Annotated in this window: 15 protein-coding genes; 7 read left to right on the top strand and 8 right to left on the bottom strand. The window is 66.4% G+C overall.

Features of this window, described 5'->3' with window-relative positions:
- Positions 1-28 precede the first annotated feature (28 nt).
- Genes N5C88_RS11095 through msrB form a run of 4 tightly spaced genes read right to left on the bottom strand, consistent with a single transcriptional unit; the run spans position 29 to position 2,125 of the window.
- The gene (locus N5C88_RS11095) at positions 29-805 is read right to left on the bottom strand and encodes a peptidylprolyl isomerase (RefSeq protein WP_054450534.1); all 777 of its coding nucleotides are present in this window, start codon (positions 803-805) and stop codon (positions 29-31) included.
- Positions 806-822: 17 nt separating this feature from the next.
- Positions 823-1,092, bottom strand: a complete 270-nt coding sequence (locus tag N5C88_RS11090; protein ID WP_082400667.1) for a BolA family protein — start codon at positions 1,090-1,092, stop codon at positions 823-825.
- Between the two features lie 55 nt (positions 1,093-1,147).
- Positions 1,148-1,726 (bottom strand): septation protein A, encoded by a 579-nt coding sequence (locus tag N5C88_RS11085; RefSeq protein WP_280015319.1) that lies wholly within the window; start codon positions 1,724-1,726, stop codon positions 1,148-1,150.
- Positions 1,727-2,125, bottom strand: coding sequence for a peptide-methionine (R)-S-oxide reductase MsrB (msrB, locus tag N5C88_RS11080; RefSeq protein ID WP_118931865.1), 399 nt, complete (start codon positions 2,123-2,125; stop codon positions 1,727-1,729).
- Positions 2,126-2,177: 52 nt separating this feature from the next.
- Between msrB and N5C88_RS11075 the strand changes: the two genes are divergently transcribed.
- The 7 genes from N5C88_RS11075 to N5C88_RS11045 all read left to right on the top strand — a co-directional run bounded on the left by N5C88_RS11075 (position 2,178) and on the right by N5C88_RS11045 (position 9,233).
- Positions 2,178-2,855: an ABC transporter ATP-binding protein gene (locus N5C88_RS11075; RefSeq protein ID WP_280015318.1), complete on the top strand. Its 678-nt coding sequence runs from the start codon at positions 2,178-2,180 to the stop codon at positions 2,853-2,855.
- Positions 2,852-3,448: an energy-coupling factor transporter transmembrane protein EcfT gene (locus N5C88_RS11070; protein ID WP_059374900.1), complete on the top strand. Its 597-nt coding sequence runs from the start codon at positions 2,852-2,854 to the stop codon at positions 3,446-3,448. The genes N5C88_RS11075 and N5C88_RS11070 overlap by 4 nt, the downstream gene beginning before the upstream one ends.
- 39 nt (positions 3,449-3,487) lie before the next feature.
- The gene (locus tag N5C88_RS11065) at positions 3,488-4,045 is read left to right on the top strand and encodes a biotin transporter BioY (protein WP_059374897.1); all 558 of its coding nucleotides are present in this window, start codon (positions 3,488-3,490) and stop codon (positions 4,043-4,045) included.
- Between the two features lie 242 nt (positions 4,046-4,287).
- Positions 4,288-5,451 (top strand): ABC transporter substrate-binding protein, encoded by a 1,164-nt coding sequence (locus N5C88_RS11060; protein ID WP_059374895.1) that lies wholly within the window; start codon positions 4,288-4,290, stop codon positions 5,449-5,451.
- A gap of 151 nt (positions 5,452-5,602) precedes the next feature.
- Positions 5,603-6,640 (top strand): branched-chain amino acid ABC transporter permease, encoded by a 1,038-nt coding sequence (locus tag N5C88_RS11055; RefSeq protein WP_059374894.1) that lies wholly within the window; start codon positions 5,603-5,605, stop codon positions 6,638-6,640.
- A 5-nt stretch (positions 6,641-6,645) separates the two neighbouring features.
- The gene (locus tag N5C88_RS11050) at positions 6,646-8,481 is read left to right on the top strand and encodes a branched-chain amino acid ABC transporter ATP-binding protein/permease (protein ID WP_059374892.1); all 1,836 of its coding nucleotides are present in this window, start codon (positions 6,646-6,648) and stop codon (positions 8,479-8,481) included.
- Entirely contained in the window at positions 8,481-9,233 is a 753-nt protein-coding gene (locus N5C88_RS11045; RefSeq protein ID WP_054450551.1) for an ABC transporter ATP-binding protein, read from the top strand. The genes N5C88_RS11050 and N5C88_RS11045 overlap by 1 nt, the downstream gene beginning before the upstream one ends.
- A gap of 49 nt (positions 9,234-9,282) precedes the next feature.
- Here the strand turns inward: N5C88_RS11045 and N5C88_RS11040 are convergent, their stop codons facing one another.
- Genes N5C88_RS11040 through N5C88_RS11025 form a run of 4 tightly spaced genes read right to left on the bottom strand, consistent with a single transcriptional unit; the run spans position 9,283 to position 13,497 of the window.
- Positions 9,283-9,681 (bottom strand): ASCH domain-containing protein, encoded by a 399-nt coding sequence (locus N5C88_RS11040; RefSeq protein ID WP_059374890.1) that lies wholly within the window; start codon positions 9,679-9,681, stop codon positions 9,283-9,285.
- A complete protein-coding gene (locus N5C88_RS11035; RefSeq protein WP_280015317.1) occupies positions 9,678-11,822 on the bottom strand; it encodes a phospholipase C, phosphocholine-specific in 2,145 nt (714 codons plus the stop codon). The genes N5C88_RS11040 and N5C88_RS11035 overlap by 4 nt, the downstream gene beginning before the upstream one ends.
- Before the next feature lie 43 nt (positions 11,823-11,865).
- Entirely contained in the window at positions 11,866-12,582 is a 717-nt protein-coding gene (locus N5C88_RS11030) for an IclR family transcriptional regulator C-terminal domain-containing protein (RefSeq protein ID WP_059374886.1), read from the bottom strand.
- An 18-nt stretch (positions 12,583-12,600) separates the two neighbouring features.
- A complete protein-coding gene (locus tag N5C88_RS11025) occupies positions 12,601-13,497 on the bottom strand; it encodes an NAD(P)-dependent oxidoreductase (protein WP_280015316.1) in 897 nt (298 codons plus the stop codon).
- Between the last annotated feature and the right edge of the window lie 67 nt (positions 13,498-13,564).

The following is a 13,564-nucleotide window of genomic DNA, read 5'->3' as shown; positions in this document are numbered from 1 at the left end:
CGGGCATTTTTCATCTGTGCGGCAAGGCTTACTGGATCTTGGCCTTTTCGCGCAGTTCCTTCTGGTAGTCGGCCAGGGTTTGCTGGCGCAGCATTTCTTCCAGCTGCGGACGCACCTGGTCGAGCGGCGGGAATTCCACCGGACGGGTGTCGTCGACCACGATGATGTGCCAGCCGTACTGGGTCTGCACCGGCTTGTCGACCATTTCGCCCTTCTTCAGCTGCGTCACGGCTTGCGCGAACGGCTGGACGTAGTTGGTCGGGGGAGCCCAACCCAGGTCGCCGCCCTTGTCGGCGCTGCCGGGGTCCTTGGAGTTCTTCTTGGCCAGGTCGTTGAACTTGCTCTTGTTGCTCTTGATCTGGGCCAGCAGGTCGTTCGCCGTCTTCTCGTCTTCGACGAGGATGTGGCGGACCTTGTATTCCATCTTGCCGGCCTGTTCCTTCTTGATCTTCTCGTATTCGGCCGTGACCTTGGCGTCGGACACCGGGTGCTTGGCCAGGTAGTCGGCCATCAGGGCGCGGACCAGGATGCCTTGGCGGGCCAGTTCGACTTCGGTCTGGACGTCGGCCTGCTTGGCGATGCCGCTGGATTCGGCGGCTTGCACGAAGATCTGGCGGTTGATCATTTCCTGCTTGACCTGTTCGCGCAGTTGCGGCGAATCGGTGGCGCCCTGGCTGACCAGCAGCTTGACGAATTGATCCAGGCTCTTCTGCGAGATGGCCTTGCCGTTGACGGTAGCCACGTTCTGAGCGAAAGCCGGCACGGCGATGACGCAGGCCGCAGCCAGCATGACGATGCGTTTCATGAATATCCTTTTACTTTCTATTTGGGAGCCTGGGCATCTAGCGCAAGCGCATGAATCGGATAAGGGATCAAATCTTGCAAATGATGATACACCAGCCTATGCCGCGCAACGGGCGAGAGCCCCGCGAAGCAAGGCGCTACGATGATCACGCGATAGTGGCCGGCGCCGTTTTTACTGCCTTCGTGGCCGGCATGCAAATGCGAGTCGTCCAGAATGTCGAGGCTGACGGGTTCCAGGGCGGCTAGCCGCTCCCGGATCAGGGAAATGCGGTCGGTGGTGTCTGACATGGGGAGTGAGGTTTGGTTCCGGCGCTACGCGCGCCGGCCAGGGATTCGGAGGGGATCAGGGCTGGCGGGGCGGGGTGTCGGAGGAGGGGGCCTGTTCCTCCGTCTGGATGTGCTTGCCCAGCCAGATCGACTGGCCGATCACGAAGACCACCATCAGGCCCATCAGGCCGAAGGCCTTGAAGCTGACCCATTGCGATTCGGTGAAGTGGCCGGAAAACGCCACATACAGGTTGAGCGCGCCTGCGACCAGGAAGAAGCCGGCCCAGACCAGGTTCAGCCGTTCCCAGGCGGCGTCGGGCAGCTGGATCTGCTTTTCCATCAGGCGGCGGATCAGGTTGCGGCCGAAGAGCAGGCGCGCAAAGACCAGCGCGCCGCCGAACAGCCAGTACAGCACCGTGGGCTTCCATTTGATGAAGATATCGCTGTGCAGCCAGATCGTGGCTCCGCCGAATACCAGGATGACGGTCAGGTTGATCCAGTGCATGGCCTCGGTGGCGCGGCCCGTGGCCTTCAGCCAGACGATCTGCAGCACGGCAGCCGCCATGGCGACGCCGGTGGCGATGAAAATGTCCGTGTACCGATACGCAATGAAGAAAAGGAACAGCGGAAACAGGTCGAACAGGAACTTCTTCATTCAGTCTTCTATGGGTTCAAACGTCATCGACAGGGAATTGATGCAGTAGCGCAGTCCGGTGGGCTCGGGGCCGTCGGGGAAGACGTGTCCCAGATGCGAATCGCAGACGTTGCACAGCACTTCGGTGCGGACCATGCCGTGGGTGGTGTCGCGCTCCTCGCGCACCAGTTCGGGATCCAGCGGCTGGAAGTAGCTGGGCCAGCCGCAGCCGGCGTCGAATTTGGTGTCGGAAGCGAACAGCGCCGTGCCACAGCCCACGCAACGGTAGATGCCATGAGAGAACGTATTCCAGTAACGCCCGGTGAATGCCCGTTCGGTACCCTTTTCACGGGTGACGACGTATTCTTCGGGGGAAAGCTGGGCCCGCCATTCGGCGTCGGATTTTCGTACTTTGTCCATATGAGCTCTTGGAGTCCCGATGCCCGAAATGGTTCGGGCATAATCCCGCCCCATGTTAATCGAGTTTGACCAGGCGGTTGTTTCCACGCCCCAGGCGCAAGTGCTGAATGGGGTGAGCCTGACGCTGGCCGAACGACGCATCGGCATCGTCGGCCCCAATGGCGCCGGCAAGAGCACGCTGGCGCGCCTGATCAACGGGCTGGTCCTGCCCTCTGCCGGTAATGTGCGGGTGGGCGGACTGGACACGCAGCGCGACCTGAAGGCCGTGCGCCGCCAGGTCGGCTTCGTGTTCCAGAACCCTGAAAACCAGATTGTTTTCCCCATCGTCCGCGAGGACCTGGCGTTCGGCCTGAAGCACCTGTCCCCGGACCGCCAGCAACGCGAAGCCCGCATCGATGCGCAGTTGGGCCGCCTGGGCGTTGGTCACCTGGCGGACCGGACCAGCCACACGCTGTCCGGCGGCGAACGCCAACTGGTGGCGCTGGCGGCTGTGCTGGTGATGGAGCCGGCGCTGATCGTGTTTGACGAACCCACGACCCAGCTGGACCTGCGCAATCGCAATCGCGTGCGCGACGCCATCGCGGGCTTGCCCCACGACGCCATCGTCGTCAGCCACGACCTGGAGCTGCTGGAGGATTTCGACCGGGTGGTGGTGGTGCGCGACGGCAACATCGCGGCCGACGACCAGCCGGCCGCCGCGCTGCGCTGGTACCGGGAGCACTGCGCATGATGGAGCCGCTGTATGTCGCGGGCGATACCTTTCTGCACCGCCTGCCCGCCTGGTTGAAGCTGCTGGCGCTGATGGCGGCGGGCGCGGGCCTGTTCCTGCTGCGCGACCCGCGCTGGCTGGCGCCGGCCTTCCTGGCCGCCGCCGCGCTGGTCTGGTCCACGGGCGTGGCCGCGGCTACCGTCTGGCGGCAGGTCAAGGGCTTGGCCTGGGTGCTGCTGGCCGTGGGCCTGTTCACGGCCTGGTTCCAGGGCGGCCTGGAGGCGCTGGCCGTTCTGCTGCGCGTGGGCGCGATGGTGGGGCTGGCCCTGGCCGTCACGCTGGCCACGCGCACATCCGATCTGATTGCCGTCTGCGAAAGGGCATTGATGCCGCTTGAACGCCTGAGGCTGGTCGATGCCGGCAAGGTTGCGCTGGCGTTGGCGCTGGCCCTGCGTTTCGTGCCCGAGATCTGGCGCAACTTCCAGGAAATCCGCGAAGCGCAGGCGGCCCGCGGCCTGGGCGCCAATCCGGTCGCGCTGATCGTGCCCTTGATCGTGCTGACGCTGAAAAGGGCGCAGGAAGTATCCGAAGCGATAGACGCGCGCAGCCACTGAGGCTCGCGCGCCCAGTTCCATCTCCCAAAGGGGAAAACCGTGAAATCCAGTAATACCGTGCTGATTGCGCTGTTCGCGGCGCTGATCGTCGTCCTGAGCCTGATCCCGCCGATTCCGCTGCCCGCCATACCGGTACCGGTAACGCTGCAAACCTTGGGCGCCATGCTGGCGGGTGCAATGCTCGGACCCGTCCGCGGCGCGCTGGCCTGCTTGCTTTACCTGGCGCTGGCGGCAGTCGGGCTGCCCGTGCTGCCGGGCGGCCGGGGCGGGCTGGGCGCCTTTTTCGGGCCTACTGGCGGCTTTCTCGTGGGCCTGGTGGCGGGCGCTTTCGTGACGGGCTGGCTGGCGCGCGGCCTCGCCGGCCGCGCCGCGGGCGGCTGGGCGAAGTTCGCCGGCTACGTGGCGGCATGCGTGGTGGGCGGCATCGCGGTGGTCTACGCCTGCGGCGTGCCCTGGCTGGCCGTCGTGACGAAAATGGGTTTGGCCAAGGCCGCGATGGCGGTGGCGGTGTTCCTGCCCGGCGATCTGGCCAAGGCGGTGGTGGCCGCCTGGGTGGCGTCGCGGGTGGAGCGCGTGTGGCCGATGCTGGGGCGTTGATAGGCGCGCCGCAGTCCAAGGGAATCCCCCAACTGACGGCCGCCAATCTTTTCTAGTACAAGTTCGCCATTAACGAATGCGTTTGCTGAAATGCGTTTTTCGTAGCACATCAGGGAATTACCGGAGTTGCGCATCGTCATCTGATACTGTTTTAACCCTATAATATTTTTTTCTGTATAACTTTAACTAGGCTCGCCCTGCCTCGACCGAGGCGCACAAGAGCCACCACAGGAGACAAAAATATGCGCAAGCACTTCGGCTTGTCCGCGGCGGCTGCCGCCATTGCCCTGGCCCTGCCGCTACTGGCGAACGCCCAGGTCAAGGTTGGCGTGACCGTGTCCAGCACCGGCCCGGCCGCGTCGCTGGGTATCCCCGAGCGCAACACCGTGGCCCTCCTGCCCAAGGAAGTGGCTGGCCAAAAGATCGAATGGATCGTCCTGGACGACGCCACCGACACGACGCAAGCCGTCAAGAACTCGCGCAAGCTGGCCTCCGACGACAAGGTCGACGTGCTCATCGGCACCTCGGTCACGCCGGGCTCGCTCGCCATGGTCGACGTGGCCGCCGAAGCCAAAGTGCCGATGATCAGCGTGGCCGCCAGCGCCAAGATCGTCGAACCCGTGGACGACAAGCGCCGCTGGGTCTTCAAGACCCCGCAGAACGACGCCCTGATGGCCGGCGCCCTGGCTGACGCCATGGCCAAGTCCAAGGTCAAGACCCTGGGCTTCATCGGCTTTGCCGACGCCTACGGCGACGGCTGGCTGGACGTGATGCAGAAGGCCGCCAAGGCCAAGGGCATCGAGATCGTCGCCATCGAAAAATACAGCCGCACCGATACCAGCGTGACGGGCCAGGTGCTCAAGCTGGTCGGCGCCAAGCCCGACGCCATCCTGATCGCCGGCGCCGGCACCCCGTCGGCCCTGCCGCAAAAGGAACTGAAGGCCCGCAACTACGGCGGCACCATCTACCAGACCCACGGCGCCGCCAACAACGACGTGCTGCGCGTGTGCGGCAAGGACTGCGACGGCATGCTGCTGCCGGCCGGCCCGCTGCTGGTCGCGGCCCAGCTGCCGGACAGCAACCCGGTCAAGAAGTCGGCCCTGGCCTATGTGGACGCCTACGAAAAGGCCAACGGCGCCGGTTCGACCAACACGTTCGGCGGCCATATGTGGGACGCCGGCCAGCTGGTCGTGGCCGCGCTGCCCGTGGCGCTGAAGTCGGGCGCCAAGCCCGGCACGCCGGAGTTCCGCGCGGCCATGCGCGACGCGCTGGAAGGCGTGAAGGACCTGGCCGCCTCGCAAGGCGTGTTCAACATGTCGCCGACCGACCACGCCGGCTTTGACGAGCGTTCGCGCGTCATCGTCAAGGTCGAAGGCGGCAAGTGGGTCTACCAGCCCGGCCTGTAATCCTCCTGGATCGCCCGATCCAAGGGTGCGCACAGCGCGGCGGCGCCCGCCGCGCGGCACCCCTGCAATGCTTCGCACCGGCCTTTCCGGCCGGTGTGTCGTATCAGTGTCCCGGGTGCGGCCGGAACACCAGAATAAATAAGGTTGTTAGATGGATTCCTCAATTGCGCTGATCCTGCTGCAAGACGGTGTCGTCAACGGCGCCATCTATGCCCTCCTGGGCATGGCTCTGGTGCTGGTATTCGCCGTTACGCGCGTCATTTTCATTCCCCAGGGCGAGTTCGTGGCGTTCGGCGCCCTGACCCTGGCCATGCTGGTGGACGGCAAAGTGCCGGGCACCGCCTATCTCCTGCCGCTGCTGGGCGTCGTCTGCCTGGCGCTCGAGCTGCTGCGCGCGCTGCGCACCCGCAGCGCAGCCGCCTTGCCCAAGGCCATCGCCACCTGTGTGGTTCTGCCGCTGGCGCTGCTCTGGCTGACCGTGACCTACACCGCACCCGGCAATTCGCTGTGGCTGAACATGCTGCTGACGCTGCTGCTGGTGATCCCGATGGGTCCGATGGTCTACCGCATCGTTTACCAGCCGCTGGCCGAAGCCACCGTGCTGGTGCTGCTGATCGTTTCCGTGGCCGTGCACTTCGCGCTCACCGGCCTGGCGCTGGTGTTCTTCGGCGCCGAAGGCTGGCGCACCCCGGCCTTCGTCAGCGGGCAAGTCGACCTGGGCTTCATGACCTGGTCGGCGCAAAGCCTGTTCGTGGTGGCAACCTGCGCCATCCTGATCATCGGCCTGTGGCTGTTCTTCGGCAAGACGCTGTATGGCCGCGCGCTGCGCGCCACGGCCGTCAATCGCCGCGGCGCCCGCCTGGTCGGCATCAGCACCACCATGTCCGGCAGCCTGACCTTCACGCTGGCGGTCGCCATCGGCGCCATGTCCGGCATGCTGATCGCGCCCATCACCACCGTGTACTACGACACCGGCTTCCTGATCGGCCTGAAGGGCTTCGTCGGCGCCATCATCGGCGGGCTGGCCAGCTACCCCGTGGCGGCCGCGGGCTCGCTGCTGGTGGGCGTGCTGGAATCCTTCTCGTCCTTCTGGGCCAGCGCCTACAAGGAAGTGATTGTCTTCACCTTGATTATCCCGGTTCTGGTCTGGCGTTCGTTCAGCACCCATCACGTGGACGAAGAGGAATAAACGTCATGAACCGCATTTTGCTCGTCCTCTTCCTCGTCGTCCTGGCGGGCCTGCCGATGTTGTCGGTCACGCCCGAATTCTGGGTGACGCAACTCAATTACATCGGGCTGGCCAGCCTGGTGGTGCTGGGCCTCGTGCTCTTGACCGGCGTGGGCGGCCTGACCTCGTTCGGCCAGGCGGCGTTCGTGGGCCTGGGCGCCTACACCACCGCCTACCTGACCACGCAATACGATGTCTCGCCCTGGCTGGCGCTGCCGGCCGGGCTGATCCTGACGGCCGTCGTCGCCTACCTGCTGGGCGCCATCACTCTGCGCCTCTCGGGCCACTACCTGCCGCTGGGCACCATTGCCTGGGGCCTGTCGCTGTACTTCCTGTTCGGCAACATCGACTGGCTGGGCAAGCATGACGGCATCGCCGGCATCGAGCCCATCAGCATCTTCGGCATGTCCCTGGCCAGCGGCCGCCACATCTATTACCTGATCTGGGTGTTCGTGCTGCTGGCGTTGTGGGCCACCCGCAACCTGCTGAACTCGCGTCCCGGCCGCGCCATCCGCGCCCTCAAGAGCGGCGCCGGCATGGCGGAATCGATGGGCGTGAACACCGCCGCCTACAAGGTCGTGATCTTCGTCTGGGCGGCATTGCTGGCCTGCGTGTCCGGCTGGCTCTACGCGCACATGCAGCGCGCCGTCAGTCCCAGCCCCTTCGGCATCAACTACGGCATCGAGTACTTGTTCATGGCGGTGGTCGGCGGCGCCGGCTACGTCTGGGGCGCGCTGCTGGGCTCCAGCGTCATCCTGGTGCTGAAGGACCAGTTGCAGAACCTGCTGCCCAAGCTGCTGGATACCAACGCCAACTTCGAGATGATCGTCTTCGGCGTGCTGCTGATCCTGATGCTGCAATACGCTCGCAACGGCCTGTGGCCGATTCTGGCAGGCTGGTGGGACAGCATTACCGGCGCCGATAGCTCGCGCCGCAATCTGGCGCCGCCCGCGTCTGCGCCGGCCCTGCCGACGCGCGTGCGTCCGCAAGCCGGCCAGGTGGTGCTCGAAGTCGACGCCATCCGCAAGGAATTCGGCGGGCTGGTCGCCGTCAACGATATTTCCTTCAAGGTTGCGTCCGGCGAGATCATGGGCCTGATCGGCCCGAACGGCGCCGGCAAGAGCACGACCTTCAACCTGATCAGCGGCGTGCTGCCGGTGACGCGCGGCAAGGTCACGTTCATGGGCCAGCGCATCGACAGCCGTTCGGCGCGCGATATCGCCAAGCTGGGCGTGGGCCGCACCTTCCAGCACGTGCAACTGCTGCCCGGCATGACCGTGCTGGAGAACGTGGCGCTGGGCGCGCACCTGCGCTCCGACGTCGGCGTGCTGGCCGGCGCCCTGCATTCGGACCGCGCCCGCGAGGCGCAGCTGCTGCACGAAGCCGCCGAACAGATCAAGCGCGTCGGCCTGGGCGAGTACCTGTACGAGCAGGCCGGCAACCTGGCGCTGGGCCAGCAACGCATCCTGGAAATCGCGCGCGCCCTGGCCGCCGATCCGGTGCTGCTGCTGCTGGACGAACCCGCCGCCGGCTTGCGCTACAAGGAAAAGCAGGACCTGGCGCGCGTGCTGGAACAGTTGCGCGCCGAGGGCATGAGCATTCTGCTCGTCGAACACGATATGGATTTTGTGATGCGTCTGACCAACCACCTCGTGGTGATGGATTTCGGCACCAAGCTGGCGGAAGGCGTGCCGGCCGACGTGCAAAAGAACCCGGCGGTGCTGGAAGCCTACCTGGGCGGCATCGATGACGACCTGCCCGAAGCGGATCAGGCCAAGCCCGTGTCGGCAGGAGGCGTGTGATGAGCGCTCCCGTACTCGAAGTCAGCAACCTGTCGGCCCGCTACGGCAAGGTGGGCGCGCTGGTGGGCGCTTCGCTCACCGTGCCCGCCGGCAGCATCGTCACGGTGATCGGCGCCAACGGCGCCGGCAAATCCACCATGCTGAACGCCATGATGGGCTCGTTGCCGCAGACCGGCCACGCGGCCGGCACCGTGCAGTACGCCGGTACCGACGTATCGGGCTGGCAGGTCGAGCGCCGCGTCGCGGCCGGCATGTCGCTGGTGCCGGAGCGCCGCGAACTGTTCGGCACCATGTCGGTGGAAGACAACCTGCTGCTGGGCGGCTTCCGCCGCTACCGCGCCCGCGAAAGCGGCTGGCGCGACACGCTGAACGAAGTCTTCGACCTGTTCCCGCGGTTGCGCGAACGCCGCGCCCAGCAGGCCGGCACCTTGTCGGGCGGCGAACGCCAGATGCTGGCCGTCGGCCGCGCGTTGATGGCCAAGCCCAACCTGCTGATGCTCGACGAGCCCAGCCTGGGCCTGGCGCCGCGCATCGTGCGCGAGATCTTCCACATCATCGCGCGCCTGCGCGAGACCGGCGTGGCGATCCTGCTGGTGGAGCAGAACGCGCGCGCAGCGCTGCAAGTGGCCGACTACGGCTATGTGCTGGAAACCGGCGAAGTCATCCTGCACGGCCCGGCGCGCGAGCTGGCTGGCGACCCGAAGGTCATCGAAAGCTATCTGGGCCTGGGCAAGGGCGGCGAGCAAAGCTGACCGGTCCCGAGCGCATGAAGAGCCGGACGCCGCAAGGCGTCCGGCTTTTTTATCGTTCGAAGACCTCGACCACCCGGAAGCGTTCGCACGCCAGCATCATGTCCGGCGCATAGCCGCCGTTGCGGTCGAAATAAGCGATGTGCCCCTCGCGCCAGGTCTCGTACGGGCCTTCGCCTTCGGCCAGCGCGAACGCTTCGTCCACCTGGTCGAAGCGCTGGATCAGCACGCTGATGGTCTCGATGACGCAAGCCGGGCGGCCCGAGCCGTCCAGTACCACGTCGCGCCGGCCGGCCTCGGGCACGGGTTCCTGTTCATTGAAGTCGCGCAACGCGCCGCAGGTGGCGGTCTTCGTGCCGGCCAGCACCAGGGCGAGCAGCTCATCGGCCAGCTCGGGCGAGTCGCCGAACTGGAAGGTCACGGCGTCTTCATAGGGGGCGGGTGGTTTCATGCCAGGGGTGTCCATTGCAGTATCAGCTCCTGCCCCATCGCGGGGTCGGAAGTGGAGGGCGCGCCAGTTTCGATGCGGCCGGCCAGGCGGCGTGTGTAGGCCGGGTCGCCGCTGTCGCGCACGGTCAGGTCATACCAGCCGGCGCTGCGGGCCATGTCCCAGGACAGGCTGACCGTCGCGCCGGGCGCGAGCGTGGCGCCGCCCTCCGGGGGGTAGCCATAGGCGTTGGCTTCGACCCGGAACGTGTGCGCCTGCGGGGTAGGGTTGCGCAGCGTCAGTTGCAGCGATGCGCCGGGTCCCTGATAGGCGGCCGATACTTCCAGCGAGGGCAGGCCGGCGCGGCCGGTGCAATGGCGATGGAAACCGTTGGGGCCCAGTACCCAGAGATCGTAGCGGCCGTCGTCAGCTGCGGTCTGCCACGCGCCCTCCAGATGCTTGCCGGCCTCCACGGTGTAGCGGCGCGGGCCGCGTTCCAGATGCAGCCGGTCGTAGACGTGCAGCACGGCGCCCGCGGCGCCGCTGTTCTCGAAGCGCAGCGTGACGCTTTCAGCGTCCGCGCGCGCGTGGACCTGCAGCGCATAGGGCAGGGCGCGCGAGGGGCGCATGCCGGCCTGCTGCCGCGCCAGTCCGGGCTGCAGTGGCGCAGGGGGCGTGACCGTGCCGGGCAGCGCCGAAGCCTGTCCGGCGCGTTCGGCGGTGGCCGGAAAGCCGCTGAGCAGGTCCGCACCGTCCGGCGCGGCGAAGTCGAAGATCGAGGTCAGGTCGCCGCAGACCGCGCGCCGCCAGGGCGAGATATTGGGCTCGGCCACGCCGAAGCGCTGCTCGACGAAGCGCAGCACGGACGTGTGGTCGAACACCTGCGAATTGACCCAGCCGCCCTTGGTCCAGGGCGACAGCACATACATGGGCACGCGCGGACCCAGGCCGTAGACGCCGTGCAGATGCGCCGGCGTGTCGTCTTTCTCCGCGCCGGCGACGATCTCGTGATACTCGCCGCGCGTGTCCACGGTGGACGCCCCGGCCGGCGCGCCCGAGGCCTCGCGCGAGGGTGGTGCGGGCGGCGGCATGTGATCGAAGAAACCATCGTTTTCGTCGAACATCAGCAGCAGGACGGTCTTGCTCCAGACCTCGGGGTTGGCCGTCAACGCATCCAGCACCCGGGCCGTGTAGTCGGCGCCTTGCGCCGGGCTGGACGGGCTGGGATGCTCCGAGCCGGCCTTGGTGGCGCAGATCCACGAGACCTGCGGCAGCGTGCCGTCCAGTACGTCCTGGCGCAGCAGATCCAGGTCGCGCGTGGTCAGCGCCTTGTCTTTCAACGCGGCGGCCGATCCCGGCACGCCGTGATAGGCGTCGCGATAGGCCTTGAACCCGGCGGTGGGATTCAAGGAGTAGTTGTCCGCCATGTTCTGGTAGATGCGCCAGCTGACGCCGGCCGCCTCCAGGCGTTCGGGATAGGTCGTCCAGGTGTAGGCGCGCGCCGGATCGCCACCCTTGAGCTTGTTGTAGGTATTGCCCAGCGCCGGACCGTTGCCTTGGCCCAGGCCGTCGTTGGTGCCGGTCCAGACGAACAGCCGGTTGGTGTTGGTGCCGCCGGTGAACGAGCAGTGATAGGCGTCGCAGACCGTGAAGGCGCGCGCCATGGCGTACTGGAACGGCATGTCCTCGTCCGTGAAGTACGCCATCGAATGGTTCTTCTTGGCGGCCGGCCAGTTGCCCATGCGGCCGGCGTCCCAGGCGTCCTGGGCGTTGGACCAGGTGTGCGGCGTGCTGGCCACGCGCAGGGTCTCGAAGGCCTCGCGCGTATCCAGATGGAATGGCAGCACCGTGCGTGGCGCGCCTTCATCGGGTTTGTCGTTGTATTGCGTCCAGACGGTGCGATGGCGCGCAGCGGGGCTGTCCGGCACGGGGATGGGGAATCGGTCGCCAAACCCGCGCACGCCGGCCAGCGCGCCGAAGTAGTGATCGAACGCACGGTTTTCCTGCATGAAGATGACGATGTGCTCGACGTCGCGGATCGTGCCCGTGCGCCGCGCCGCGGGGATCGCGAGCGCGCGGCGGATGGAGGCGGGCAGCAGCGCCAGGGCGCTGGCCGCGCCGGCGAGTGTCGCGCTAGCGCGCAGAAAATTGCGTCTGTTGCGCATCGCTAGTCCTTTTGTCCCGGAAGGCCGGGATGCATGCAGGCGGCTATCTGCCGGTCGGCCAGCGCCCGCCCAGGGATTGCGTGGCGGATGCCGCGGCTTCTTGCGCCAATTTGGACATTTTCTTGATGGCCGCGGGTGAGAAGCGCTCCTTCGGACCGGACAGCGATATGGCTCCGCAGATGTCGCCATCGGGGCCGAACACCGGACTGGCCACGGCCGCGCAATTGGGGTCGCGTTCGCCCATGGACGTCAGCACGAGGCCGGCTTGCGCGGGCGCCTGCTGGTCGACCAGGTAGGCCGTGATCAGCCGGCCCGCCGCGCCTTTGTTCAGCGGCAGCAGGTCTCCCACGCGTATGCGGTCTAGCGTGGAGTGATGCGAATCCACCCGCAACAGGCAGACGCGGGATTGCGCATCGTGGTAGGCGTGGAACGAGGCGCTCTCGGTGCCTTTGTCCACCAGCGCTTGCAGCAGCGGCAGGATGGTCTCGGTCAGGCGGTAGGTGGCCTCATAGGCGCGGCCGAGATGATGCGCGTACGGACCCAGGGCATAGCGGCCATCGGCGCGGCGCACGACCAAGGCTGCTTTCTCAAGCGAGGCAATGAGCCGCAAGAGCGTGCTCTTGTAGAAGCCCGTGGCCCGGGAAAGGTCGGCAAGCGTGATCGGATCGGTGCGTTGCGCGATGGCCCCGACGATGGTCAGGGCGCGTTCGACGGCGGCGACGCCGTCGGTGGAATTGTCCTGAGTAGGGGTACGACTCATTGGATGGCAGGGGAGTGATTAGGAGGTGGTTCCCGACTCCGCATCGATGACCTGGCTGATGATCGGAAAATAGCGGTTGCCGTGTCCCTGGGCGAGCGCGGTGTCGAACCAATGGTCCACGTTGCGCGCGCCTAGCGCCCGTATGCCGGTTTGATCGGCCAGCGCCAGCGCATAGCGCAAATCCTTGCGGGCATAGTCCACGGGGAAGGCTTTTTCGGGAAAGTCTGCGGGCAGAATAGCCTTTAAGCCGTGGTTGCGCAACGCGAAGCTATCGGCCGATCCACGCGTGAAAGTCTCCAGCAGGACCCGTGGATCGACGCCCGAACGGCGCGCGATGGCGCGGGCTTCGGACAGGGCCACCACGGTCTCGAACAGCACCATGTTGTTCAGGATCTTCACGACCTGGCCGCTGCCGACCGGACCGCAGTGCGTGATTTCGTTGGCGAAGGTCGAGACCAGCGGCTTGACTCGGGCGAAGGCTGCGGCGTCGCCGCCGATCATGACCGAGAGCGTGCCGGCTTCCGCTGCCGCGCGCGTGCGGGCGACGGGGGCGTCAATGAAGGTCGCGCCCTTGGCCGCGAACTCCGCCGCCAGTTCGCGCGTTACATCGACCGGCGACGTGCTCAGATCGACGATGAACTGGCCCGCGCGCGCGCCGGCCAGCAGTCCGCCTGCGGCACGCGCCAACTGCGCCACGACTTCGCCGGACGGCAGCGACAGAAACACCACGTCGCAATCGTGCATGATCTGCGCGGCGGTCGCCTCGGTCACGCCATGGGAGGCCAGGCGGCGCAGGGGGGCAGGATCGTTGTCGCAGCCCAGCACCGGCAGTCCGCATTTGACGGCCAGGTTGCGGCAGATGGGTTCGCCCATGACGCCCAGGCCAATGAAGCCGGCACGTTGAAATTCAGCCATTTGGAAAGTCTCCGATAGAAGAAGCAGGGGAGGCCGCTGGCGCGGCCCGGTTCGATGAGGAAAAGGG

It is taken from the genome of Achromobacter sp. GD03932 (assembly GCF_029839485.1).
Classification (GTDB): domain Bacteria; phylum Pseudomonadota; class Gammaproteobacteria; order Burkholderiales; family Burkholderiaceae_B; genus Achromobacter; species Achromobacter bronchisepticus_A.
Note: the sequence above shows the minus strand (reverse complement) of the source record. Positions and strands in the feature narration are given on the sequence as shown.